25 protein-coding genes are annotated in these 23,781 nt (G+C 67.9%); 5 read left to right on the top strand and 20 right to left on the bottom strand.

What is annotated here, in order from left to right; translation table 11 throughout:
- The first annotated feature begins 3 nt into the window (after nt 1-3).
- A complete protein-coding gene (locus IE278_RS28625; RefSeq protein WP_189776142.1) occupies nt 4-189 on the top strand; it encodes a DUF397 domain-containing protein in 186 nt (61 codons plus the stop codon).
- Nucleotides 186-404 (top strand): DUF397 domain-containing protein, encoded by a 219-nt coding sequence (locus IE278_RS28620; RefSeq protein ID WP_189776141.1) that lies wholly within the window; start codon nt 186-188, stop codon nt 402-404. Before IE278_RS28625 ends, IE278_RS28620 begins: the two co-directional genes overlap by 4 nt.
- Here the strand turns inward: IE278_RS28620 and glmS are convergent.
- Nucleotides 365-2,212: a glutamine--fructose-6-phosphate transaminase (isomerizing) gene (gene glmS / locus IE278_RS28615; protein WP_189776140.1), complete on the bottom strand. Its 1,848-nt coding sequence runs from the start codon at nt 2,210-2,212 to the stop codon at nt 365-367. The two genes, IE278_RS28620 and glmS, sit on opposite strands and share 40 nt — an antisense overlap.
- A gap of 94 nt (nt 2,213-2,306) precedes the next feature.
- Nucleotides 2,307-2,567, bottom strand: a complete 261-nt coding sequence (locus tag IE278_RS28610) for a hypothetical protein (protein ID WP_189776197.1) — start codon at nt 2,565-2,567, stop codon at nt 2,307-2,309.
- A 164-nt stretch (nt 2,568-2,731) separates the two neighbouring features.
- Here IE278_RS28610 and coaA point away from each other — a divergent pair, with 164 nt between their 5' ends.
- The gene (coaA, locus tag IE278_RS28605) at nt 2,732-3,721 is read left to right on the top strand and encodes a type I pantothenate kinase (RefSeq protein ID WP_189776139.1); all 990 of its coding nucleotides are present in this window, start codon (nt 2,732-2,734) and stop codon (nt 3,719-3,721) included.
- Nucleotides 3,722-3,758: 37 nt separating this feature from the next.
- A complete protein-coding gene (locus tag IE278_RS28600; protein ID WP_189776138.1) occupies nt 3,759-4,682 on the top strand; it encodes a DUF389 domain-containing protein in 924 nt (307 codons plus the stop codon).
- A gap of 141 nt (nt 4,683-4,823) precedes the next feature.
- On the opposite strand, the gene glmM is transcribed toward IE278_RS28600, so the two are convergent.
- From glmM to rplM, 3 genes are all read right to left on the bottom strand, one after another.
- Complete coding sequence (glmM, locus tag IE278_RS28595; protein ID WP_189776137.1) at nt 4,824-6,182, bottom strand: phosphoglucosamine mutase; 1,359 nt, start codon at nt 6,180-6,182, stop codon at nt 4,824-4,826.
- 371 nt (nt 6,183-6,553) lie between these two features.
- Nucleotides 6,554-7,078, bottom strand: coding sequence for a 30S ribosomal protein S9 (gene rpsI / locus IE278_RS28590; protein WP_189776136.1), 525 nt, complete (start codon nt 7,076-7,078; stop codon nt 6,554-6,556).
- Nucleotides 7,079-7,124: 46 nt separating this feature from the next.
- Entirely contained in the window at nt 7,125-7,568 is a 444-nt protein-coding gene (gene rplM / locus IE278_RS28585; RefSeq protein WP_055614906.1) for a 50S ribosomal protein L13, read from the bottom strand.
- A 369-nt stretch (nt 7,569-7,937) separates the two neighbouring features.
- Here rplM and IE278_RS28580 point away from each other — a divergent pair, with 369 nt between their 5' ends.
- On the top strand, nt 7,938-8,807 hold the full coding sequence (locus IE278_RS28580; RefSeq protein ID WP_189776135.1) for a hypothetical protein: 870 nt from the start codon (nt 7,938-7,940) through the stop codon (nt 8,805-8,807).
- 186 nt (nt 8,808-8,993) lie between these two features.
- On the opposite strand, the gene IE278_RS28575 is transcribed toward IE278_RS28580, so the two are convergent.
- From IE278_RS28575 to secY, 15 genes are all read right to left on the bottom strand, one after another.
- Nucleotides 8,994-9,746: a polyprenol monophosphomannose synthase gene (locus tag IE278_RS28575; RefSeq protein ID WP_189776134.1), complete on the bottom strand. Its 753-nt coding sequence runs from the start codon at nt 9,744-9,746 to the stop codon at nt 8,994-8,996.
- Nucleotides 9,747-9,750: 4 nt separating this feature from the next.
- Complete coding sequence (locus tag IE278_RS28570) at nt 9,751-11,055, bottom strand: UDP-glucose dehydrogenase family protein (RefSeq protein WP_189776133.1); 1,305 nt, start codon at nt 11,053-11,055, stop codon at nt 9,751-9,753.
- 90 nt (nt 11,056-11,145) lie between these two features.
- Complete coding sequence (locus IE278_RS28565; RefSeq protein ID WP_189776132.1) at nt 11,146-13,023, bottom strand: ArnT family glycosyltransferase; 1,878 nt, start codon at nt 13,021-13,023, stop codon at nt 11,146-11,148.
- Complete coding sequence (locus IE278_RS28560; protein WP_189776131.1) at nt 13,023-14,051, bottom strand: glycoside hydrolase family 26 protein; 1,029 nt, start codon at nt 14,049-14,051, stop codon at nt 13,023-13,025. The genes IE278_RS28565 and IE278_RS28560 overlap by 1 nt, the downstream gene beginning before the upstream one ends.
- Nucleotides 14,051-15,661 carry a glycosyltransferase family 2 protein gene (locus IE278_RS28555; protein ID WP_373312100.1) on the bottom strand — a complete coding sequence of 537 codons (1,611 nt, stop codon included), beginning with the start codon at nt 15,659-15,661 and terminating at the stop codon, nt 14,051-14,053. Before IE278_RS28555 ends, IE278_RS28560 begins: the two co-directional genes overlap by 1 nt.
- Before the next feature lie 253 nt (nt 15,662-15,914).
- Nucleotides 15,915-16,772, bottom strand: a complete 858-nt coding sequence (gene truA, locus IE278_RS28550; protein ID WP_189776130.1) for a tRNA pseudouridine(38-40) synthase TruA — start codon at nt 16,770-16,772, stop codon at nt 15,915-15,917.
- 143 nt (nt 16,773-16,915) lie between these two features.
- Nucleotides 16,916-17,452, bottom strand: coding sequence for a 50S ribosomal protein L17 (rplQ, locus tag IE278_RS28545; RefSeq protein ID WP_189776129.1), 537 nt, complete (start codon nt 17,450-17,452; stop codon nt 16,916-16,918).
- Between the two features lie 205 nt (nt 17,453-17,657).
- Nucleotides 17,658-18,680 (bottom strand): DNA-directed RNA polymerase subunit alpha, encoded by a 1,023-nt coding sequence (locus IE278_RS28540; RefSeq protein ID WP_003966937.1) that lies wholly within the window; start codon nt 18,678-18,680, stop codon nt 17,658-17,660.
- 147 nt (nt 18,681-18,827) lie between these two features.
- Nucleotides 18,828-19,232: a 30S ribosomal protein S11 gene (gene rpsK / locus IE278_RS28535; RefSeq protein WP_003956432.1), complete on the bottom strand. Its 405-nt coding sequence runs from the start codon at nt 19,230-19,232 to the stop codon at nt 18,828-18,830.
- Nucleotides 19,233-19,301: 69 nt separating this feature from the next.
- On the bottom strand, nt 19,302-19,682 hold the full coding sequence (gene rpsM, locus IE278_RS28530; protein WP_107022207.1) for a 30S ribosomal protein S13: 381 nt from the start codon (nt 19,680-19,682) through the stop codon (nt 19,302-19,304).
- A gap of 208 nt (nt 19,683-19,890) precedes the next feature.
- Nucleotides 19,891-20,004, bottom strand: a complete 114-nt coding sequence (gene rpmJ / locus IE278_RS28525; RefSeq protein ID WP_003998809.1) for a 50S ribosomal protein L36 — start codon at nt 20,002-20,004, stop codon at nt 19,891-19,893.
- A 57-nt stretch (nt 20,005-20,061) separates the two neighbouring features.
- A complete protein-coding gene (gene infA / locus IE278_RS28520) occupies nt 20,062-20,283 on the bottom strand; it encodes a translation initiation factor IF-1 (RefSeq protein ID WP_003948620.1) in 222 nt (73 codons plus the stop codon).
- Between the two features lie 358 nt (nt 20,284-20,641).
- On the bottom strand, nt 20,642-21,478 hold the full coding sequence (map, locus tag IE278_RS28515) for a type I methionyl aminopeptidase (protein WP_189776128.1): 837 nt from the start codon (nt 21,476-21,478) through the stop codon (nt 20,642-20,644).
- 101 nt (nt 21,479-21,579) lie between these two features.
- The gene (locus tag IE278_RS28510; protein ID WP_189776127.1) at nt 21,580-22,290 is read right to left on the bottom strand and encodes an adenylate kinase; all 711 of its coding nucleotides are present in this window, start codon (nt 22,288-22,290) and stop codon (nt 21,580-21,582) included.
- Nucleotides 22,290-23,603, bottom strand: a complete 1,314-nt coding sequence (gene secY / locus IE278_RS28505) for a preprotein translocase subunit SecY (RefSeq protein WP_189776126.1) — start codon at nt 23,601-23,603, stop codon at nt 22,290-22,292. Before secY ends, IE278_RS28510 begins: the two co-directional genes overlap by 1 nt.
- Nucleotides 23,604-23,781 lie beyond the last annotated feature (178 nt).

Below are 23,781 nucleotides of genomic sequence, written 5' to 3'. Positions count from 1 at the left end.
CCGGTGATCGCCCCCCTCAACTGGCGCAAGTCGTCCTACTCCGACGGCGATGACGGCAACGACTGCGTAGAGATCGCGAGTTCGCCCTCCCGCGTCGCCGTACGCGACTCAAAGGCGCCGTCGGACCGCACCCTCGACTTCCCAGCCGACGCCTTCGCCGCCTTCGTCAACGCCTTGAAGGCCACGTGACCACCCCCGACCACTGGCGGAAGTCGTCCTACTCAGGCCCCGACGACGGCAACGACTGCGTGGAGATCGCAACCACCCCCACCCACATAGCCGTCCGCGACTCCAAGACCCCGGCCAGGGCCACCCTCACCTTCCCGGCCGGAGCCTTCACCCCCTTCCTCTCCGCCCTGAAGGGTCACTCCACCGTCACGGACTTCGCCAAGTTGCGTGGCTGATCCACCTCGTTACCCCGGGCGGTAGCCAGTTCGCAGGCGAACACCTGCAGCGGGACCGTCGCGACCAGCGGCTGCAACAGCACCGGTGTCGCCGGGATCCGGATCAGGTGGTCCGCGTACGGCACCACCGTCTCGTCGCCCTCCTCCGCGATCACGATCGTCCGCGCCCCCCGCGCCCGGATCTCCTGGATGTTGGAGACGATCTTGTCGTGCAGCACCGACCGCCCCCGTGGCGACGGCACCACCACGACCACCGGCAGGTCGTCCTCGATCAGGGCGATCGGCCCGTGCTTCAGCTCGCCCGCCGCGAAGCCCTCCGCGTGCATGTAGGCGAGTTCCTTGAGCTTGAGCGCGCCCTCCAGGGCTACCGGGTAGCCCACGTGCCGGCCCAGGAACAGCACGGTGTTCTTGTCGGCCAGCGACCGCGCTAGCTCCCGTACCGGCTCCATCGTCTCCAGGACGCGGTCGACGTCCTCCGCGATGCGGGACAGGTCGCGTACGACCGCCCGGATCTCGTCGCCCCACTTCGTGCCGCGCACCTGCCCCAGATACAGGGCGACCAGGTAGCAGGCCACGAGCTGCGTCAGGAACGCCTTCGTGGAGGCGACCGCGACCTCCGGTCCCGCGTGCGTGTACAACACCGCGTCCGACTCGCGCGGGATCGTCGAGCCGTTCGTGTTGCAGACGGCCAGGACCTTCGCGCCCTGCTCGCGCGCGTGCCGCAGCGCCATCAGCGTGTCCATGGTCTCCCCGGACTGCGAGATGGCGATCACCAGCGTCCGCGCGTCCAGGATCGGATCCCGGTACCGGAACTCGCTCGCCAGCTCCACCTCGCACGGGATCCGGGTCCAGTGCTCGATGGCGTACTTGGCGATGAGCCCCGCGTGGAAGGCGGTCCCGCAGGCCACCACGACGACCTTGTCGACCTCCCGCAGCGCCCCGGGCGCGATCCGCACCTCGTCGAGCGTCAGCGAACCGCTCGCGTCGACGCGGCCCAGCAGCGTGTCGGCGACCGCCTTCGGCTGCTCGGCGATCTCCTTGAGCATGAAGTAGTCGTAGCCGCCCTTCTCGGCGGCGGACACGTCCCAGTCGACGTGGTACGCCCGCGTCTCGGCGGGTGACCCGTCGAACCCGGTGACGATCACCGCGTCGCGCCGCAGTTCGACCACCTGGTCCTGCCCCAGCTCGATCGCGGACCGCGTGTGCGCGATGAACGCGGCGACGTCCGAGGCGAGGAAGGCCTCCCCCTCCCCCACGCCGACGACGAGGGGCGAGTTCCGCCGCGCCCCCACGACCACGTCCGGCTCGTCGGCGTGCGCGGCCACCAGCGTGAAGGCTCCTTCGAGGCGCCGGCACACCAGCCGCATCGACTCGGCGAGATCGGCGCACGCGGAGAACTCCTCGGCGAGCAGATGCGCCACGACCTCGGTGTCGGTCTCGGAGGAGAGCGTGTGCCCGCGCTCGGCCAGCTCGGCCCGCAGCGCGGCGAAGTTCTCGATGATGCCGTTGTGGACGACCGCGACCCGCCCGGCGTTGTCGAGATGCGGGTGGGCGTTCGCGTCCGTCGGCCCGCCGTGCGTGGCCCAGCGCGTGTGCCCGATGCCCGTCGAACCCGTCGGCAACGGCCGCTCGACCAGCTCCTTCTCCAGGTTGGCGAGCTTGCCGGCCTTCTTCGCCGCCGCCATCCCGCCGTCCGCGAGCACCGCGATGCCCGCCGAGTCGTAACCCCGGTACTCCAGCCGCTTCAGTCCGGCAACCACCACATCGAGCGCCGACTGCGACCCCACGTATCCCACGATTCCGCACATGGCGGCAGCCTAGATGCCGACGCGCGCCCCACCGAGGCACCGCGTGCCCGATATCGGAAATTCCCGGGCCGTCGCCGCCCCGGGCCGGTCCCCTCTACTCGCCGCCCTCGATGCGGTCGATCGCGTCCTGCACCATCCCCAGGTACTCGACCTCCTCGCAGCGCGGCTTGCTGCCCATCCGGTAGAGGTCGATGCAGTCGTAGAGGTACTCCCCCAGGTCCTCGTCCGGCAGATCGACGGCCAGTTCACTGCACACCTGGCCCGCCACATCGGCCGCGCCACGGCCGGAGCTGCCCCCGGCCCCTCCCCCGGGTCTGCTCCCGCCCAGGCCACGCACTCGGAAACGTACGGTCATGACGACCATCCCCACCGCCGGCGCCCCGGAAGGCGGCTCGCTCCCGGGTGGGCGGCACGCTATGCCCGTACGACCCGGTGGTCCAGAGCCCCGGACGCGTGCAGAACGCACCGACGTGACCGAGCACACCCGACGCTCCGTTCAAACTCCCGTAACAATGGACTGTGATCTCATCGGTCTCCCCGTTGCCGCGGAGCGCCCACCGGCCCAGGCCGGAGGCGACTCCCTACGTCGACCTCACCCGCGCCCAGTGGAGCGCGCTGCGTGAGAAGACGCCCCTCCCGCTGACCGCCGAGGAGGTGGAGAGACTGCGCGGTCTCGGCGATGTCATCGACCTCGACGAGGTACGGGACATCTATCTGCCGCTGTCCCGGCTCCTGAACCTCTACGTGGGCGCGACCGACGGCCTGCGCGGTGCCCTGAACACCTTCCTCGGAGAAAAGGGGTCGCAGTCCGGTACGCCGTTCGTGATAGGCGTGGCGGGCTCGGTCGCCGTCGGCAAGTCCACCGTCGCCCGCCTCCTCCAGGCCCTGCTGTCCCGCTGGCCGGAGCATCCGCGCGTCGAGCGGGTCACCACGGACGGTTTCCTGCTGCCGACCAAGGAGCTCCAGGCCCGCGGTCTGATGTCCAGGAAGGGCTTCCCGGAGTCGTACGACCGCCGGGCGCTGACCCGGTTCGTCGCCGACATCAAGGCGGGCAAGGACGAGGTGACGGCCCCCGTCTACTCCCACCTCATCTACGACATCGTCCCGGACGAACGGCTCACCGTCCGCCGCCCGGACATCCTGATCGTCGAGGGCCTGAACGTCCTGCAGCCCGCCCTCCCCGGCAAGGACGGCCGCACCCGCGTCGGCCTCGCCGACTACTTCGACTTCAGCGTGTACGTGGACGCGCGCGCCGAGGACATCGAGCTCTGGTACCTGAACCGCTTCCGCCGGCTGCGCGAGACGGCGTTCCAGAACCCGTCCTCGTACTTCCGCAAGTACACGCAGGTCTCCGAGGAGGAGGCCCTCGACTACGCCCGTACGACCTGGCGGACCGTCAACAAGGTCAACCTCCTGGAGAACGTGGCCCCGACCCGCGGCCGCGCCACCCTCGTCGTCCGCAAGGGCCCGGACCACAAGGTCCAGAAGCTGAGCCTGCGCAAGCTCTGACCGGCTCCCTGTCACTCGGTCCGACTACCCTGCCCCCATGCTGCACCTGCGCCTGATCACCCCGTCCGACCGGACCGACGCCGTGATCCGCCTGATCGAGGAGACCGTCGGCACGACCCATCTGGCGGTCGTACCGGGAGCCGCCCGCAACCCCGTCGGCGACATCGTGATGGTCGACGTGGCACGCGAGGCGGGCGACGAACTGATCGGCGGACTGCGCGAGCTGGAGATCGACAGGACCGGGTCGATCGCCGTCGAGGACATCGACCTGTCGCTGTCGAAGCGCGCCGACCAGGCGGAGATCGACGCCCCCGGCGAGGGCGCCGACGCGGTCCTGTGGGAGCAGTTGGCGGAGGCAACCCACGAGGAGTCGACGCTCTCGGTCACCTACCTGGCCTTCATCACGCTCGCCACGATGATCGCGGCCTGCGGTGTCATCCTCGACAACGCGATCCTGATCGTGGGCGCGATGGCGGTGGGCCCGGAGTTCGGCCCGCTGGCCGGCTTCAGCACGGCCGTGGTCCGGCGCCGGCCACGCCTGGCGCTGCGCTCACTCGTCGCCCTGCTGGTGGGTTTCGCCGTGGCGATGGCCGTGACCGTGCTGTTCAGCCTGCTGATGGACGGCCTGGGCCTGTTCACCGAGGACATGCTGGAGGGCGACCGGCCCAACACGGCCTTCGTCTACGCCCCTGACGCGTTCTCGTTCGTCGTGGCGGTCCTCGCGGGCATCGCCGGAACCCTCTCCCTGACCTCGGCCAAGTCGGGCCTCCTGGTGGGGGTGGCCATCTCGGTCACCACGGTCCCGGCCGCGGCGAACGCGGCGGTCGCTCTCAGCTACGGAGACACATCCCAAACCCTGGGCTCCACCAACCAACTACTCCTGAACCTCCTAGGAATCGTCCTGGCAGGCACCCTCACACTCCTGACCCAAAAATGGCTCTGGTCCAGAACCACCACGTAAGGGGCGCGGGGAACGGCGCAGTCTTTTGCCTTTAGGGGGCGCACCCCTTCAGGGGCGCGGGGAACGGCGCAACCAGCCACAACGCCCCCGCACCCCAGCCCCACCCCTACCGGGAACCCACGTTCAAACGGGAACCCAGCTTCACCCCAGCGCGGACTTCACCGCATCAGCAAGCCGCCCCGCCACAGACCGAGCCTGATCGATGTCAGCGGCCTCAACCATCACCCGCACAAGCGGCTCGGTCCCGGACGGCCGCAGAAGCACCCGCCCAGTAGCCCCGAGCTCCCGCTCCGCCTCAGCCACAGCGGCCGCCAGCTCCGCGGACGTCGACACCCGCGACCGGTCGACGTCGGGCACATTGATCAGCACCTGCGGCAACCGCTCCATCACGGACGCCAGCTCCCGCAACGTACGCCCCGTCTGCGCGACCCGAGCCGCGAGCAGCAGCCCGGTCAGCGTCCCGTCACCCGTGGTCGCGTGATCCAGGATGATCACGTGCCCCGACTGCTCACCGCCGAGCGCGTAGTCGTGCCGCTTCATCTCCTCCAGCACATACCGGTCACCGACCCCGGTCTGTACGAGGGACACCCCTTCGCGCTCCATGGCCAGCTTGAACCCGAGGTTCGACATGACCGTGGCGACAACGGTGTCGGACCGCAGTTCGGACCGCTCCCGCATGGCGAGCGCGAGCACGGCGAGGATCTGGTCCCCGTCGACCTCGGCGCCGGTGTGGTCCACGGCCAGGCACCGGTCGGCGTCACCGTCGTGCGCGATGCCGAGATCGGCGCCGTGCTCGATGACGGCGGCCTTCAGCAGGCCGAGGTGGGTGGAGCCGCAGCCGTCGTTGATGTTGAGGCCGTCGGGCTCGGCGCCGATCGTGACGATCTCGGCGCCCGCGCGCGTGAAGACCTCGGGCGAGACCCGCGCGGCAGCGCCGTGCGCCTCGTCGAGGACGACCTTCAGGCCTTCCAGCCGGTTCGGGACGGCGGCGAGGAGATGGGCGACGTACTTCTCGAAGCCCTCCTCGTACGACCGGATCCGTCCGACGCCCGCGCCGGTCGGCCGGTCCCAGGGAGCGCCGGTGCGGTGCTCCTCGTAGACGGACTCGATCCGGTCCTCCAGCTCGTCGGCGAGCTTGTGCCCGCCGCGGGCGAAGAACTTGACGCCGTTGTCCGGCATGGCGTTGTGGCTCGCGGAGAGCATCACACCGAGGTCGGCGCCGAGGGCGCCCGTGAGATACGCCACCGCGGGGGTCGGCAGGACGCCGACGAGCAGCACGTCCACACCGGCGCTGGCGAGGCCCGCGACCACGGCGGCCTCCAGGAACTCCCCGGACGCACGCGGGTCCCGTCCGACCACCGCCGTCGGCCGGTGGCCTTCGAAGGTTCCCGCTTCGGCCAGTACGTGCGCCGCCGCCACGGAGAGACCGAGCGTGAGCTCGGCCGTCAGATCCGCGTTGGCGACACCACGTACGCCGTCCGTCCCGAAGAGTCGTCCCACTGGTGTCCTCCGAACTTGCTCAGGCTCGATCAGTCTTGATCAGAATGCGCGACGCGACGCGCGCCACAACGTGCAGCATCTCGCGCGCCACCACGTGCGACTCGGCCGGAGGTCCCGCCCCCGGCCCGGCACACGTCAGGTATATCCCCCGGGCCTGTATATCTCCCACGCCTGTTCCAAGGCTGTGGCCGAAAGGCCGCGGCACGCGGCTGCGACACCCGACCGCGGCACGCGACACGTGCCGTACCGGGTGCCCCACAGCCTCTGACCCACGAGCGGTGCCACAGGTTGTGCCACAGATCGTGATAAACGAACGCCCCGGCGGCACAGAACGTGCCGCCGGGGCGATTCGTGCAAACAGCGAGCGGGATTTAGCGCTTGCTGTACTGCGGGGCCTTACGGGCCTTCTTGAGACCGGCCTTCTTGCGCTCGACCGCACGGTCGTCGCGCTTGAGGAAGCCGGCCTTCTTGAGGGCGCCGCGGTTGTTGTCCACGTCCGCCTCGTTCAGAGCGCGGGCCACGCCGAGGCGCAGGGCACCGGCCTGACCGGAGACACCGCCACCCGAGATACGGGCGACGACGTCGTAGCGGTCGTCGAGCTCGAGCACCTTGAAGGGCTCGTTGACTTCCTGCTGGTGCACCTTGTTGGGGAAGTAGTCCTCAAGGGTGCGACCGTTGATCTTCCACTTGCCGGTGCCCGGGACGATCCGGACGCGGGCGATGGCGTTCTTGCGACGGCCCAGGCCGGCGGCCGGCTGCGGGTCGCCGAAGCGGCCCGCGAGCGACTCCGAGGTGTACTCGCCCTCGACGACGGGGGCCTCGGACTCGGTGGTGTAGCTCTCGATGTCGACAGCCTCGGTCTCTTCGACCGGCTGCTCAACGGTGGTCTCGGCCACGATTCTCCTCAGATTCTGTTCAGTCTTAGGGGGGTGGTGGCCGGAACTACTGCGCGACCTGGGTGATCTCGAACGGCACCGGCTGCTGTGCAGCGTGCGGGTGCTGGTCGCCCGAGTAGACCTTCAGCTTCGAGAGCACCTGACGGCCCAGGGTGTTCTTGGGGATCATGCCCTTGATGGCCTTCTCGACGGCCTTCTCGGGGTTCTTCGCCAGCAGCTCGTCGTAACGGACGGAGCGCAGACCACCCGGGTAACCGGAGTGGCGGTACGCCAGCTTCTGGGTCTTCTTGTTGCCGGAGAGGTGCACCTTGTCGGCGTTGATGATGATGACGAAGTCACCAGCGTCGACGTGGGGGGCGTAAATCGGCTTGTGCTTGCCCCGCAGAATGTTCGCGGCAGTGGTGGCCAGACGACCCAGGACGACATCCTGGGCGTCGATGACGTACCACTGGCGAGTGATGTCGCCGGGCTTGGGGCTGAACGTACGCACGGTCATGCCTTCGCTTCTTCAGTGAGTGGGTCCTGACAATGGGCCACCACGGACGATGTACGACAGCCCTGGCGGACCTCGGGACGCAACCGAGTCCTGCCGCTGGTCATCGGCCCGGTGGACCGGTGTAAGGGCCCCTCACGTGAGAATGAGCAAGCCAATACACATAACGAACCGCAAGAATACCTTCGGTGGCCCGTACGGGTCAAAACGCGTGCCGGGAGGCAGGCGCACACCGGGTCCGAGGCTACCCGACGCCCCCGAGATGCCCCCTTTGCTCTCATTCACGCTTGACACATCGATGCTTCGGGTGCTGCGGGAGACGACCAGCGGATCCCTAGTCCCCTTGTCCCGTCTAAGATGCGGCCCATGAGCTTTGGGCAGGGGGGACCCCAGTGGGGTTCCGGGGGATCGGGTTCTCAGCCGCCGCAGTGGAGCAGTCAGTCTCCGGACTGGGCGGCGCTGGCCGAGGCGTCCGAAACGCGCAACCGGCGTCGCAGGTGGATGCTGGTCGGCGGCGGCGCCCTGGCCACCATCGCCGTGGGCGCGGCCGTCGCGGTGGCCGTGGTCTCGGCGGACGGCAAGGAGCAGGCGTCGAACAAACCCGCCTCCGAGCTGCCCGCCTCCGCGGACATCCCCTCGGACACCGCCGGGACCGGCCCGTCCTTCGAGGCGACCTCCGCGCCGCCGCCGCTGGACCCGAAGGACTTCATATCCGATGTGAAGAAGGACACCGCGCCGCTCGCGCCGGACATCCTCTTCCCGGGCACCCAGCTGACGATGGGCGAGACGGTCTACAAGAAGGGCGCGCTGGCGTCCACGAAGAACTGCGCGGCGGCCGCCCAGGGCACGCTCGGCTCGGTCCTCACCAAGAACGACTGCACCCGCCTCATGCGCGTCACGTACGCGAAGGACGGCGTGGCGGTCACCGTCGGTGTGGCCGTCTTCGACAACGAGGCCAAGGCGCTCAGGGCGAAGACCGACGCCGACAAGCAGAGCGTCGTCCAGTCCCTCCCCGGTGAGGGCGTCCCCGTCTTCTGCCGCTCCGCGATCTGCCGCTCGACGACCAATTCGTACGGCCGCTACGCCTACTTCACGGTCGCCGGCTTCACGAACGGCAAAGACGTGACGCAGAAGGACACGAAGGTCTTCACCACGGGCGACGACCTGGCTGAATTCACCTTCCGCCAAATCCGCCGCAGAGGCGAAGCCCAGGCTTCAGCAGCAGCCAACGAATAACCCCGGCCCCGTCCCTACTCAGGGGCGCGGGGAACGGCGCAATCTTTTTGCTTTCAGGGGCACAGCCCCAAGGGGTGCGGGGAACGGCGCAGTCTTTTGCTTTTCGCCCTTCAGTGGCGCGGGGAACGGCGCAACCAGCCACAACGCACCCGCACCCGCCCCCGACCCCCCCACCCCCAAAGAACGTCAGTTGCGCTTGAGGCGCAACCGAACCGGCACCAACGCCGACTCCCACTGCGTACGAAGAGTCATCTTCGAAACCCCTTCGGTCCGCTCCTCGAACCGAATAGGAATCTCCACGGCACTGTGCCCGGCCCGAACGGCCTTGTACTTCAGCTCCACCTGAAAGCTGTACCCCGCACTGTCCAACGACCGCAGATCCACGTCCTCCAAAGTCCGCGCGGACCAGAGATTGAACCCCGCCGTGATATCCTGGATCTTCGTACCGAGCACGGTCCGCGCATACCGGTTGGCGAACCGCGAGAGCAGCACCCGGTGCGCCCCCCACTCCTCGTCGAGCGACCCTCCCTCGACGTACCGGCTCCCGATGACCAGCCCCACCCCCGAGGCCACGGCGGTGCCCAGCATCCGCGGCACCGCCTCCACGGGATGGCTCCCGTCGGCGTCCATCTGCACCACGTACTCGGCGCCCTCGTCGACCGCCGCGCTCATGCCCGCCACGTACGCGCGCCCGAGCCCGTCCTTCTCGGTCCGGTGCAGCACGCTCATCCGGCGCCGCCCGTCCGCGTTGTACTTCTCCGCCAGCTCCTCGGCGATCCGTCCCGTACCATCCGGACTGGAGTCGTCCACGACCTTCAAGTGCAGCCCGTTCAGCGGAAGTTGAAGCACCGCCTCGGCCATCCTCGGCAGATTGGCGGCCTCGTTGTACGTGGGCATCACGATCGTGACACCCACGTCCTCGAACGTCTCGTACGTCATGTCCTTACCCCTCCCCACCGGGCGCGGGTCTGCCCAGCGCCCGGAACTCCCAGCCCGCCGCGGCCCATGTGGCCCCGTCGAGCGTCCCCCTGCCGTCCACGATCCGTGGACGGGAGACCAATGCGCGGGCCCGCTCGGGAGCGAGCTCGCGGAACTGCGGCCACTCGGTCAGATGCAGCACGAGATCGGCCCCCCGCAGCGCCTCCTCGGCCGACAGCGCGTACCCGAGCAGCGGAAACGCCTTGCGGGCGTTGTCCATCGCCTCCGGGTCGTAGACCGTGACATCGGCGCCGTCGAGCCGCAGCCGCGCGGACACGTTCAGCGCGGGTGAGTCGCGGATGTCGTCGGAGTCCGGTTTGAAGGCCGCGCCGAGCACGGCGATCCGGGCGCCGAGAACCGCGCCCCCGCACAGTTCACGAGCCAGCTCGACCACCCGGTCGCGGCGCCGCATGTTGATGGCGTCGACCTCGCGCAGGAACGCCAGGGACACCCCCAACTCGTCGGCGCGGTGCGCGAAGGCCCGGATGTCCTTGGGCAGGCAGCCGCCGCCGAAGCCGACGCCGGCCCGCAGGAACTTCTTCCCGATGCGGTCGTCGTGGCCGATGGCCTCCGCGAGTACGGAGACATCGCCGCCGGTGGCCTCGCACACCTCCGCCATGGCGTTGATGAACGAGATCTTGGTGGCCAGGAAGGCGTTCGCGGCCGTCTTGACCAGCTCGGCGGTCGGGAAGTCGGCGGTGACCACCGGGGTCCCCGAGCCGATGACGGGCGCGTACACCTGGCGCAGCAACGTTTCAGCACGCTCGGATCCGATGCCGAGGACCAGCCGGTCGGGCCGCAGGGTGTCCTCCACCGCGAAGCCCTCGCGCAGGAACTCCGGGTTCCAGGCGATCTCCACGCCGGTGTGGGTGTCCGCGAGCCGCTGGGCGGTGCCCACGGGCACGGTCGACTTGCCCACCAGGAGCGCGCCCTCACCCGCGTACCGGGCCATCGACGCGAACGCCGAGTCCACGTATCGCAGGTCGGCGCCCTCGGAGTCCTTGCGCTGCGGGGTGCCCACGCAGATGAAGTGCACCTCGCCGAAGGCCGCGGCCTCCTCGTAGGACGTGGTGAACCGCAGCCGTCCGCTCGCCGTGTGCCGGGCGAGCAGCTCCGGCAGCACGGGTTCGTGGAACGGCACCCGCCCCGCCTGCAGCGCGGCGACCTTGTCCGGGTCGACGTCGACCCCGAGCACCTCGTGCCCGAGCTCCGCCATACAGGCGGCGTGGGTGGCACCGAGATAGCCGGTGCCGATGACAGTGAGCCGCATGGCACTGCCTTTCGTACAGAGGAGTCCGCTGGTGGATTCAGCGACGGGAAGGAGAACGCGAACAGGAACGGGAGCGGGAACGGACCGTGCTCAGGACGTCTTGATCCAGATGCGGTAGGTCCCCGTGCCGCTGGAATTGCGCCACGGCACGTCGGCGAGCAGCCGGTAGTGCGGGTTGCCCTTGACAGCCCCGGCGATGACGTCGTCGACCCGCGGGTTGGTGATCCCGTCGAGGACGATCAGGTCGAACTCGCCGTCGCGCAGCGCCGCGCGGTAGGCCTCGTCACCGGTGTAGTACTTGCCCTTCTTGGCCTTGTACTCCATGCCGAAGACGCTCTGCCACTGACTGTGGTCGGTCTTCTCGCGCAGGTAGTAGACGGGCACCTCGGGCGTGGAGCTGAGGTAGTGCCCCTTGTCGTTCACGTGCGACTGGATCGTCCGGATCATCTTCGAGGAGTCCGGCCAGACGCCGAAACGCCAGTCCGCCTGCGAGATGCCCAGGCACAGTACGGCCGTCCACAGCATGATGCCGAGCTGCGGATAGCGGAAGTGCGCGCCGACCAGCCGGGTCACGCCCACCCCGGCCATCGGGGCGGCGAAGAGCAGCCCGAAGCCGACGTGCTTGAACAGCGACACCACGGTGCCCAGATGGATCTGGTACGCCGAGGCCAGTACGGCCGTGCCGCACAGGAGCAGCCCCATCAGGGCGCGCCAGCGCCAGCCGGGGTTGCCGAGCCGCTGCGCCAGGGGCGACTCGTTCATACGGCTGCGCCGGACGTACGAGATCGCGCCGCCGACCGCCGCCAGGAACATCAGCCCGCCCCACTCGGCCGAGCGCTGCAGCAGGAACTGCGCGCTGTCGGAGCCGTGCGCACGGTTGGTGGTGGTCTGCTGGATACCCGCGAGCAGATCGGTGGTGTACATCCCGACCCCGGCGAGCGCGCCCATGCCGAGACCGAGCAGCAGCATCCGCAGGACGGCCGACTTGGCGCCGCGGTACGGCCACGCGGTCAGCAGCGCCAGCACGACGATGGTCGGCAGATAGAGCGCCGCCGCGTACTTCACACCGACCGCGAGGACCGCGACGGGTGCGGCGAGCAGCACCGCGTACGCGGGCGCCCGGTTCGTGCGGACGACGATCCAGACGGCGAGGGCCAGCAGGAACACGGCCGCCGCGTCGTAGGTCGCGAAGAAGCCCATGACGACGGTCGACTGGACCACCGAGAAGAGCGCGGCGGCGGCGAGCGCCGCCCGCTCGTTGAACATCCGCCGCGAGAACGAGTACAGCAGCCCGGTGGTGAAGAGCATGAAGACCAGGCTGAGCACGCGCGCACCGGTGAGCCCGAACTGGGCGTCCACCAGCGCCGCGAGCACCGGGTAGAGCTGCGGTGAGCCCGAGAAGTACGCGGCGTAGTCGATGGGCAGCGGGGTGCCGTTGAGCAGGTGGTCCAGCTCCGCGTGCCCGGCCGCCAGATACAGCGCCTCGTCCTGGAACGCCGTGTTGGACAGCCGCAGCGACAGCACGGTCTGGATCAGCAGGATGCACAGCAGCACGGCCCGGCTGACCCAGGCCCGCCGCCGGCTCGCCGCCATGTCCCAGCCCGCCTCGGGCGTGACGGGTATGTGGTACGAGGGCTCGGCGGGCGTCTCCTCGACGGTGTGCAGCGCGTACGTCGGCTGGTCCTCGCGCTGCCGCTGCTCGGGAATCCCCGGCACGTACTGCTGCGGAATCTGCTGCCCCTGCTGCTCCTGCGGGTAGCCCTGGGCGGACTGCCCGTTGGAGTTGAACCAGGAGGACGAGTCACGCTCCCCGTACGGGTCCGCGTACGGATCCACGTACGGGTCGCCGTAAGCGTCCCCGTACTGCTGCTCGCCGTACTGCTGATCTCCGTACCGCGGATCCCCGTACCGCTGCTCGCCGTACGGCTCGCGGGGCTGCGGCGGATGGTGGTTCTGGCTCCGATTCATCACGGCTTCCGAACGTCGAAGCCGAACGAACCGTCGGCGGCCAGTCGCCTGAACTCCTTGAGGGCCAGCGGGCTGACCTTCAGCCGCCAGTCGGCGCGCTTCTTGTGGTCGAACCACACGAAGCCGAGCATGTCGTCGTCGGCCTCGACGCCGGCGAACAGGTTCCGGACGTCGGCCCTGCGGCGCTCGCCCGGCTCGGCGGCCGTCTCCAGGATCAGCGTGGGCTTCTTGGTGAAGGTCCGGATCTCGTCCAGGGTCGGCCCGAAGACGCTGTCGTAGGCGTTGTCCTCCTCGATCGTGAAGTAGCCGATCACACCCACCCAGTCGACATAGCCGTCGCCCGGGTAGTACGGCTCCAGCTCGACGCTCTTGACCGGGTTGACGATGTTGGGCGACCAGGCCCAGATGACGTTGGAGGCGCCGGCGTCCGTGAACGTGTCGTGGATGTGCTTCCACGCCGCCACGTACTGCTTGGGCGTGACGTTCTTGGTGCCCCACTTCTCCCAGTGGCCGTTCATCTCGTCGGCGAAGGAGATCACGACGGGCAGGTTCAGCTTGCGCACCGAGGCCGCGTACTTCTTCAGGTACGCGTCCTTCTCGCCCGCCGCGATATCGGCGAGCGTGACGTCGAAGGGCTCCCAGGAGACCAGGGTCAGCGCGCCCTCGGCCCAGGCGTTGCGTACGCCCTGGGCGTCGAAGCCGTCGCCCCAGGCCGCGTAGTACTCGATGAGGTTCGGCTTCTTGCCGGTCATCGCGGTGTAGGTGTCGACGCCCTTCATCGAGTTCGGGGCCCCGTCGATGGCCGCGCCGAAGTACTTCTTCCCGGGCTTGAGCAGCGGCGTCACGTCGTAGGGGATGTCGGCGTCCGCGCCCTGGGCGTCCTGGCCCGAGCCTTCGGAACCTCCGCCGCCCTCGGACGAGGCCGACGTACCGGAGTCGTCCAGCAGGGAGCAGCCGCTCAGCGTGAACAGCGCGGACAGGGCCAGCGCGCAGCCTGCCGCGGTGGTGCGTGCACGTGTCAGGAACATCAGACGGCGCTCTCCGCTCGGGGCTGCACCAGGACTCGTCCCACGACCAGGGCGTAGAAGAGTCCGGTGGAAAGGATGAGGGCGAAGTCGGGGGCGTTCATCGTGAACAGCCGCCACACCGCGGCTCCCACCCAGATCAGGGCGGTGCCGCCGCCCCAGACCCACATGCCGATCCAGAAGCGGCGGGTCTTGTTCTTCTTCGCGCCGGCGGATCCGGTGGGCTGCCAGCCCATGCGGTTCTTGCGCAGGATGTCGTAGATCGCGAAGAAGTGCGCCCAGCCGTACATCATGCGGGCCGCCCACGCCTCCAGGCGGTAGGGGGCCTTGTGCCACATCGGGAAGATGATCGTGGTGTAGAGGATGCTCGGCAGCACCAGGAGCAGATGCTCGACCTTCAGCTTGTCCGGCATCATCAGCAGCAGCACGACGGGGATCACGGGCGCCGCGAACGTGAACAGCGCCGTGTGGATGTAGTAGAAGAAGCCCGACATGTAGCAGAGCCGGCTGGAGAACTTGATCTTCCGCTGCCAGAACTTCCTGCTGCCCATCAGGCTCATCGAGCCCGAGCACCAGCGGTACTGCTGGTTGAAGAAGGCGCCCGCGCTGTCCGGGCACACACCCGTGGACACGGCGACGGGGATGTACCGCAGGTCCCAGCCGAGGCCGCGCAGGTCGAAGCCGGTGTGGACGTCCTCGGAGTGCTCGATCAGCGTCGTACCGCCGTTGTCGTCCAGCGCGGCCCGCCGGTAGATGGCGCACGAGCCGACGCAGATGGCGCCGTCACTGCCCTGCCGGGACACCTGCACGGAACGGTAGAACAGCTCCTGCACCGCGCCCGCGCCGCGCTCGATCCAGTTCTGCGAGTCCAGGACACGGAAGTACTGCGGCGACTGGACGATCCCGGTCTTCGGGTTCTCGTCCATGTACGGCAGCATCTCTTCGAGCAGGTCGGCGCGCGGCGTGAAGTCGGCGTCGAGGATGAGGATGAACTCCCCGTCCGACTGCTCGAAGCCGAAGTGCATGTTGCCGGCCTTCTTGAACCAGCCGCGGTTCTCCCGGGTCCCGTAGCGGAACCCGAAGTCGTGGGCCATCGCTTCGAGGTCGGCGCTCGCACCGTCGTCGAGCACGAAGGGCACACAGACGCCGGGGTAGCGGTCGGCCATCGCCCGCACATGGGTCCAGGTGTTGTGCAGGACCTCGATGGGTTCGCCGCACACCGGCAGGAAGACGTCGACCGACGGATAGGTCTCGGGCCGCCAGTTCGCCACGAGCGCCCGGTGGTGCTTGATGTCGAAGTCCCGGGTGAATCCGTTTACCCGCAGCGAGATCAGGTAGTAGATCACCGTGAAGACGAGGAGCGGTGTGTAGATCCACAGCACGGGAGTCGACTGCGCGAGCTTGAACTGGCTCATGATCAGGCAGCAGAAGCTGATCAGCGAGCTGATCGTCAGGATCCACAGATGCCGTCTGGCGTAGGAGTACTTCTCCTTCTCCGTCGGCGGCAGAGGCAGCAGCCCGAGCGATGACTGGCCGCCGCGCCCCGCTCTCCGTCTCCCGGTCTGGCGCGTGCCGCGCCGCCCCCCGGTCCGCACAGGACCTACTGATGTCATGAAAAAACCCACCCCCGGGCATGCAGCAGCCCGATGATCCCCGCCCCTTGCCCGGCCACCCCATTCGAACTACTGGCCGGGCCGCGAAATCATAACCGAGTTTCAAGAGCTACGTAAGATTCGCGTGAGGAAGTAAGTCAGACATGACGCCTTACGTCCGTTATAAGGCGCCAAGATCCGTGTTACGGCTGGATTTCATCGTGCCCCATAAGGTGCGGTTTGCGAAGACGGGCCTGTCGGCGTCCCACGGGGTTCAGCAGCAGGCCGCCCCCGGCAGTGTCCGCCGGTTCCGCGCCTCCTTGTTCCGCGCGGCCAGCAGCTCGTCGGCCGGATAGCCGACCTCTTCGAGGGTCAGCCCGTGCGGCCGCACCACATGCACGGCGGAGTCCCGCACCCCCGCGGCCAGCACCTTCGCCGGCCAGTCGGCCCCCCGGTGCCCGTCCCCCACGAACAGCAGCGCCCCGATCAGTGAGCGCACCATGTTGTGGCAGAAGGCGTCGGCCCGCACTGTGGCGGTGATCACCCCGTCGCTCCCCCGCTCCAGACTCAGCTCCTGGAGCGTACGAATGGTCGTGGCACCCTCGCGCTTCTTGCAGTAGGCGGCGAAGTCGTACTCCCCGAGCAGCCCTCGTGCCGCCTCGTTCATGGCGTCGACGTCGAGCGGCCAGTCGTGCCACAGCACATGGCCGCGCAGCAGCGGGTCGACTCCGCCGGGGTTGTCGGTGACGCGATACGCGTACCGCCGCCACATCGCCGAGAACCGCGCGTTGAACCCGCTCGGCGCCTCCGCGAGCGCCCACACCCGCACGTCCTTGGGCAGCCGCCCGGCCATCCGCTTGAGCAGCTTCTCCCGGTGCTCGGCCCACAGCTCCTCGGGCAGATCGACGTGCGCCACCTGCCCCCGGGCGTGCACCCCGGCGTCGGTCCGCCCGGCCACGGTCAGGTCGTAGTTCGTCTCGCCCGACCGCGTGACGGTCCGCAGCGCGTCCTCGATCTCCCCCTGCACGGTCCTGCGTCCACTGGCCTGCTTCGCCCAGCCGGAGAACTCACTGCCGTCGTACGAGACATCCATCCGGACACGGACATGGCCGGGCGCTACTTCGTCACTCACCTAGAAATCCTCTCAGGAACACGAAAAAGCGGACCCGCTCCTGAAAAGGAACGGGCCCGCCAAAACCCCGAAGGGGCGCGGGGAACTGTGCACCCGGCCACGACACTGCCGCAGCCGCCGACGCACGGTCCCCGGCAGAACGCTTACGCGTCCTTGGACTCCTCGGCGGCCTCGTCGGCCGGCTTGGCGTCCTCGACGACCTCGTCGGACTTGGCCTCGGCGGCCTCGTCCTTCTTGGGGGCGTCATCCTTCTTCAGGGTGTCTTCCTTGGCGGAGCGCTTCGTCGCCGCCTCGGCCTCACCGGTGGCCTGCTGGGCCACGGTCAGGGCCTCCACCAGCTCGATGACAGCCATGGGCGCGTTGTCGCCACGACGGTTACCGATCTTGGTGATACGGGTGTAGCCACCCGGGCGGTTCTCGTAGCGCGGGCCGATCTCGGTGAAGAGCGTGTGCACGATGCTCTTGTCCGTGATGACCGACAGCACCTGACGGCGGTTGTGAAGGTCGCCCTTCTTCGCCTTGGTGACCAGACGCTCGGCGTACGGCCGCAGACGGCGGGCCTTCGCCTCGGTGGTCGTGATCTTGCCGTGCTCGAAGAGCGACTTCGCGAGGTTCGCGAGGAGCAGCTTCTCGTGCGCGGCGCTGCCGCCCATACGGGCACCCTTGGTGGGCTTCGGCATGGTGTTTCTCCTAGGTGTCTGCCCCGGCCGTATCAGGTACCGAGGTCAGTGTCCGAGCAGGCGATCGCCTGTCGAAGATCCGAACCCTTTTCCAAGGCTCCGGAAGCCCCACGCCCCCTGAGCTTTCGCCTTCAGGGGCGCGGGGAACTGCGCGACCAGCCACAACGGCCGCGCAGTCAAAGAACCGGCCTCCTCGCGGAGCGGCTCAGTACTGCTCGGTCTCGACGAAGCCCGCGTCCGCGTCGTCGTCGGCGCCGAAGGCGTCGGCGGCGGCGGTCGGGTCGAACCCGGGAGGCGAGTCCTTGAGCGCGAGACCCATGCCGGCGAGCTTGGCCTTGACCTCGTCGATCGACTTCGCACCGAAGTTACGGATGTCGAGCAGGTCGGCCTCGGAGCGGGCGACGAGCTCACCCACGGAGTGGATGCCCTCACGCTTGAGGCAGTTGTACGACCGAACGGTGAGCTCCAGCTCCTCGATCGGCAGGGCGAGATCAGCGGCGAGGGCGGCGTCCGTCGGAGACGGGCCCATGTCGATGCCCTCGGCGTCGATGTTGAGCTCGCGCGCCAGACCGAACAGCTCGACCAGGGTCTTACCGGCCGACGCCATGGCGTCACGGGGACGCATGGCCTGCTTGGTCTCGACGTCGACGATCAGCTTGTCGAAGTCGGTGCGCTGCTCGACACGAGTCGCCTCGACCTTGTACGTGACCTTGAGAACCGGCGAGTAGATCGAGTCGACCGGGATGCGCCCGATCTCCTGACCGACCTGCTTGTTCTGCACGGCGGAGACGTAACCGCGACCGCGCTCGACGGTCAGCTCCATCTCCAGCTTGCCCTTGCCGTTGAGCGTGGCGAGGACGAGGTCGGGGTTGTGCACCTCGACACCGGCCGGGGGCGCGATGTCGGCGGCGGTGACCAGACCCGGACCCTGCTTGCGCAGGTACATCACGACCGGCTCGTCGTGCTCCGAGGAGACGACGAGCTGCTTGATGTTGAGGATCAGGTCGGTGACGTCCTCCTTGACACCCGGCACGGTGGTGAACTCGTGCAGGACGCCGTCGATCCGGATGCTGGTGACAGCGGCACCGGGGATCGAGGAGAGGAGCGTACGGCGGAGGGAGTTACCGAGGGTGTAGCCGAAGCCCGGCTCCAGCGGCTCGATCACGAACCGGGAGCGGAATTCGTCGACGACCTCTTCGGTCAGCGACGGGCGCTGAGCAATAAGCATGTTGCGATCCTTCAGTCATGGGCACCCACTATTTGATGCCCTTGCACCGGGCGGCAGCCCGAGGTGTTACTGCTTCAAGCGTACGGGCGGCACGCCTCCGAAGAGCCGTACCGCCCGAACCCAGGAAAAGCTTGAGACAACCGTGCGTCAGACGCGACGGCGCTTGGGCGGACGGCAGCCGTTGTGCGGCGTGGGCGTCACGTCCTGGATCGAGCCGACCTCGAGGCCGGTCGCCTGCAGCGAACGGATGGCGGTCTCGCGACCGGAACCCGGACCCTTCACGAAGACGTCGACCTTGCGCATGCCGTGCTCCTGCGCGCGACGGGCGGCCGACTCGGCGGCCATCTGCGCGGCGAAGGGGGTGGACTTGCGCGAGCCCTTGAAGCCGACGTGGCCGGCGGAGGCCCAGGAGATCACGTTGCCCGAGGGGTCCGTGATCGAGACGATGGTGTTGTTGAACGTGCTCTTGATGTGGGCGTGCCCATGAGCGACGTTCTTCTTTTCCTTGCGGCGCACCTTCTTGGCAGCGCCCTGACGACCCTTGGGGGGCATCTATAACTCCTACGGGGAGGTGGTCGGTCCTACAGCGAAGACCGCTGATGAAGCGTTGTCCGCTGAGGACTACTTCTTGCCCGGCTTCTTCTTGCCGGCGATGGCGCGACGCGGGCCCTTGCGGGTACGAGCGTTCGTGCTGGTCCGCTGGCCGTGGACGGGCAGGCCACGACGGTGGCGCAGACCCTGGTAGCAGCCGATCTCGACCTTGCGGCGGATGTCGGCCTGAACCTCACGGCGGAGGTCACCCTCGGTCTTGAAGTTGTTGTCCACGTACTCGCGGATCCGGACCAGCTCCTCCTCGGAGAGGTCACGGACGCGGGTGTTGGGGTTGACGCCGGTGTCGGCCAGCGTCTTCTGCGAGAGGGTCCGGCCGATGCCGAACACGTAGGTGAGGGCAACCTCCACGCGCTTTTCGCGCGGGATGTCAACACCGGAAACGCGTGCCATTCAATGGCTCCAGTTGTCGTTCGGAGGTCTTCCGCAGAACCGGCTCCCGCCCGCCGTCATCCTCTTCCTTCGAGGCCTCGGTACGGATCGGGTCCCCGGCCTCCGACCGGGGGTGTCGGACCACTGCGAACAGTCGGTCCGGGCTCTGCGTATGAACATGTTCGTGCGTCGCGCGAAGTTCTGCGGGTGCAGAAGGTGCGGTCGTGCGTCAGCCCTGGCGCTGCTTGTGGCGCGGGTTTTCGCAGATGACCATGACCCGGCCGTGACGGCGGATCACCCTGCACTTGTCGCAGATCTTCTTGACGCTCGGCTTGACCTTCATTGGTGAGGTTCTCCGGGTCAGTGCCACCACCCCGCGGAAGCGGGGCACAGGCAAGATCTACTTGTACCGGTAGACGATCCGGCCACGCGTCAGGTCGTACGGAGACAACTCCACCACGACCCTGTCGTCAGGGAGGATGCGGATGTAGTGCATACGCATCTTGCCGCTGATGTGTGCCAGAACCTGGTGGCCGTTCTGGAGCTCAACCTTGAACATGGCGTTCGGAAGAGACTCGACGACAGTGCCCTCGATCTCGATGGCACCTTGCTTCTTGGCCACGCTTCGCCCTTCGAATCGACTACCTTGATCGACTCCGCGCTTACCACATGCAGACATGCGGATGCACGAGAGCCGACGAGTCAGTCTACGCCAGGGCCCCCGGAAAGACGAATCTGCCCCACGAGGAAGATCCCTAAGCGGGACACGCCCCGCAGAGGCACGTCTTTAGGGGCGCGGGGAACGGCGCAGTCTTCTGCCTTCGGGGGCGCAGCCCCTCCAGGGACGCGGGGAACGGCGCAATCCTCCAGGGACGCGGGGAACGGCGCAGTTCTTAAGGGGCGCGGGGAACGGCGCAATCTTCCAAGGGGCGCGGGGAACGGCGCAACCGGCCCCGCCAACCGCGCCCCCGGAGCGCGACTTACGCCAGAGGATCAGGCGCCGCAGTGATCCCGTACTCGGCCAGCTTCGCCTTACCCCCGTCGGGAGCCGTAAGAACGAGCGGCCCCTCATCCGTCAGCGCGACAGAGTGCTCCCAGTGCGACGACCACGTCCCGTCCGTCGTGATGACGGTCCAGTCGTCCGCGAGCACCTCCGTCCGAGGCGTCCCCAGCGAAACCATCGGCTCGATGGCGAGGCAGAACCCCGCGACCAGCTTCGGCCCCTTGCCCCGCCGCCGCTCGACGTAGTTCAGCAGATGCGGATCCATGTGCATCTCGGTCCCGATGCCGTGGCCGCCGTAGTCCTCGACGATCCCGTACTTGCCGCCGCCGGGCTTCGGCTGGCGCCGGATGTACGTCTCGATCGCCCGGGAGACGTCGACGAGCCGGTTCCCCAGCTTCATCGCCGCGATGCCGGCCCACATCGACTCCTCGGTCACCCGGGACAGCTCAAGGAGCTCCGGAACGTGACCGGAGCCCACGAACGCCGTGAACGCCGCGTCCCCGTGCCAGCCGTCGACGATCGCGCCGGCGTCGATCGAGATGATGTCCCCGTCCTTCAGGACGACCTCGTCGCTCGGGATGCCGTGCACGACGACCTCGTTCACCGAGGTGCAGATCGTGGCGGGGAACCCGCCGTAGCCCAGGAAGTTCGACTTCGCGCCGTGCTCGTCGAGCACCTTGCGGGCGACCTGGTCGAGATCCCGGGTCGTGGCACCGGGTACCGCGGCTTCCCGCGTCGCACTGTGGACGGCGGCGACGACCAGGCCCGCCTCACGCATCTTGGCGATCTGCTCGGGGGTCTTGATCTGCACCATGGGGGCCCGCGCTCTCCGTCTTCTCTGCCTACTGGGTTACGTACACAACAGTAAGGCCGCGGCGCCCATGGAGGGCACCGCGGCCGAACCGGTCGGGACGGCTACTCGCCGCCGTCGCCCCGGCTGTCGTTCTTGTCCTCGTCGCGCTGTTCCCTGCCCTCGGCCTGACCCTTGAGGGCGTCCATCGCGCGCTTGGTGACCTCGTCCACCTTGCCGAGCGCCGAGATCGTCACTACCAGGCCCTGGGCCGCGTAGTAGTCGATGATCGGCTCGGTCTGGGTGTGGTAGACCTCCAGGCGCTTGCGGACGGTCTCCTCGGTGTCGTCGTCGCGCTGGTACAGCTCGCCGTCGCAGACGTCACAGACGCCTTCCTTCTTCGGCGGGCTGTACGTCACGTGGAAGACGTGGCTCGAATCGTTGCGGCAGATGCGGCGGCCGGCGATGCGCTTGACCACCTCGTCCTCGGGGACCTCCAGGTCGAGCACCCCGTCGAGCTCCACACCATCGGCCTTGAGGGCCTGGTCCAGCGCCTCGGCCTGCGAGACGTTCCGCGGGAAGCCGTCGAGCAGGAAGCCGTTGACGGCGTCCGGCTGCTCCATGCGGTCCTTGGCCATCGCGATGGTGACCTCGTCCGGCACGAGGTTGCCCTCGTCCATGTACGACTTCGCCAGCTTGCCCAGTTCGGTCTGCCGGCTGATGTTCGCACGGAAGAGGTCGCCCGTGGAGATGTGCGGGATCGACAGGTTCTTGGCGAGGAACGCGGCCTGCGTTCCCTTGCCCGCCCCGGGCGGCCCGACGAGGACGATTCGCATCAGCGGAGGAACCCTTCGTAATTGCGCTGCTGGAGCTGGCTCTCGATCTGCTTCACCGTCTCCAGACCGACACCCACGATGATCAGGATGCTGGTGCCACCGAACGGGAAGTTCTGGTTTGCCCCGAAACCAACCAACGCCATCGTCGGTACGAGAGCGATCAGGCCCAGATACAGCGAACCCGGCCAGGTGATCCGGTTGAGTACGTATCCCAGGTACTCAGCGGTCGGCCGGCCGGCCCGGATGCCCGGGATGAAGCCACCATACTTCTTCATGTTGTCCGCGACTTCTTCGGGGTTGAAGGAGATGGCCACGTAGAAGAAGGCGAAGAACACGATCAGCAGGAAGTAGGTGGCGATGTAGATCGGGTGGTCGCCCTTGGTGAGGTTCGTCTCGATCCAGGTCTTCCAACCCGAGGTCCCACCCGCGAACTGAGCGACCAGCGCCGGGATGTAGAGCAGCGACGAGGCAAAGATCACAGGGATGATGCCGGCCTGGTTGACCTTCAGCGGGATGTACGTGGACGTGCCGCCGTAGGACCTGCGGCCGATCATCCGCTTCGCGTACTGGACCGGGATCCGGCGCTGGGCCTGCTCGACGAAGACGACCAGGCCGACCATGACGAGGCCGACCGCGATGACGGTGCCGAACTCGATCCAGCCGTCCGCCAGGTTGCCCTGCTGCTTGATGGCCCACAGCGCCGACGGGAACGTGGCGGCGATCGAGATGAACATCAGGATGGACATGCCGTTGCCGATGCCGCGGTCGGTGATCAGCTCACCGAGCCACATGACGACGGCCGTACCGGCGGTCATGGTGATGACCATCGTGATGGTGACGAAGATCGACTGGTCCGGCACGATCTGGTTGGCGACCGGGCAGCTCGTGAACAGCGCACCGCTGCGGGCGGTGGCCACCAGGCCGGTGCCCTGGAGGATGGCCAGCGCCACCGTCAGATAACGCGTGTACTGCGTGATCTTCGCCGTACCCGCCTGGCCCTCCTTCTTGAGGGCTTCCAGGCGCGGGATCACCACGGTCAGCAGCTGCAGAATGATGCTCGCCGTGATGTACGGCATGATGCCCAGTGCGAAGATCGTGATCTGCAGCAGAGCGCCACCGCTGAACATGTTGACCAGACCGAACAGGCCCTGGTTCTGGCTCGCGTTGTCGATACAGATCTGGACGTTCTTGTAGTCGACACCGGGGATCGGGATGTGCGTGCCCACCCGATAAACCACGATGATGCCGAGCGTGAAGAGCAGCTTCTTGCGCAGGTCGGGCGTCTTGAACGCCCGGGCGAACGCGGTGAGCACGGTGCCTCCTGCGACCCCCGCGCAAGTGCGCCAGAGGTGACGGTCTTGAGGTTCGACGAATAAGTAACGGACAGCTAACTAACAGTCAGAAGCCACCTGGAGTTCCCTGGTGGCACACCGGGCGAAAATTAGCAGCGCAGGCCACCTTACCGGCGACACCGCTCCCCTAGGAACGACC

Origin of the sequence: Streptomyces tauricus (genome assembly GCF_014650955.1) — a bacterium.
GTDB classification, from domain to species: Bacteria; Actinomycetota; Actinomycetes; order Streptomycetales; family Streptomycetaceae; genus Streptomyces; species Streptomyces tauricus.
Note: the sequence above shows the minus strand (reverse complement) of the source record. Positions and strands in the feature narration are given on the sequence as shown.

Bases quoted from the DNA above. Each gene is read 5' to 3' on its own strand.
- glmS (WP_189776140.1), bottom strand. From the start codon at position 2,212: ATGTGCGGAATCGTGGGATACGTGGGGTCGCAGTCGGCGCTCGATGTG.
- IE278_RS28610 (WP_189776197.1), bottom strand. From the start codon at position 2,567: ATGACCGTACGTTTCCGAGTGCGTGGCCTGGGCGGGAGCAGACCCGGG.
- IE278_RS28600 (WP_189776138.1), top strand. From the start codon at position 3,759: ATGCTGCACCTGCGCCTGATCACCCCGTCCGACCGGACCGACGCCGTG.
- IE278_RS28580 (WP_189776135.1), top strand. From the start codon at position 7,938: ATGAGCTTTGGGCAGGGGGGACCCCAGTGGGGTTCCGGGGGATCGGGT.
- IE278_RS28575 (WP_189776134.1), bottom strand. From the start codon at position 9,746: ATGACGTACGAGACGTTCGAGGACGTGGGTGTCACGATCGTGATGCCC.
- IE278_RS28570 (WP_189776133.1), bottom strand. From the start codon at position 11,055: ATGCGGCTCACTGTCATCGGCACCGGCTATCTCGGTGCCACCCACGCC.
- IE278_RS28565 (WP_189776132.1), bottom strand. From the start codon at position 13,023: ATGAATCGGAGCCAGAACCACCATCCGCCGCAGCCCCGCGAGCCGTAC.
- IE278_RS28560 (WP_189776131.1), bottom strand. From the start codon at position 14,051: ATGTTCCTGACACGTGCACGCACCACCGCGGCAGGCTGCGCGCTGGCC.
- IE278_RS28555 (WP_373312100.1), bottom strand. From the start codon at position 15,661: ATGACATCAGTAGGTCCTGTGCGGACCGGGGGGCGGCGCGGCACGCGC.
- rplQ (WP_189776129.1), bottom strand. From the start codon at position 17,452: ATGCCGAAGCCCACCAAGGGTGCCCGTATGGGCGGCAGCGCCGCGCAC.
- IE278_RS28540 (WP_003966937.1), bottom strand. From the start codon at position 18,680: ATGCTTATTGCTCAGCGCCCGTCGCTGACCGAAGAGGTCGTCGACGAA.
- rpsK (WP_003956432.1), bottom strand. From the start codon at position 19,232: ATGCCCCCCAAGGGTCGTCAGGGCGCTGCCAAGAAGGTGCGCCGCAAG.
- rpsM (WP_107022207.1), bottom strand. From the start codon at position 19,682: ATGGCACGCGTTTCCGGTGTTGACATCCCGCGCGAAAAGCGCGTGGAG.
- rpmJ (WP_003998809.1), bottom strand. From the start codon at position 20,004: ATGAAGGTCAAGCCGAGCGTCAAGAAGATCTGCGACAAGTGCAGGGTG.
- map (WP_189776128.1), bottom strand. From the start codon at position 21,478: ATGGTGCAGATCAAGACCCCCGAGCAGATCGCCAAGATGCGTGAGGCG.
- IE278_RS28510 (WP_189776127.1), bottom strand. From the start codon at position 22,290: ATGCGAATCGTCCTCGTCGGGCCGCCCGGGGCGGGCAAGGGAACGCAG.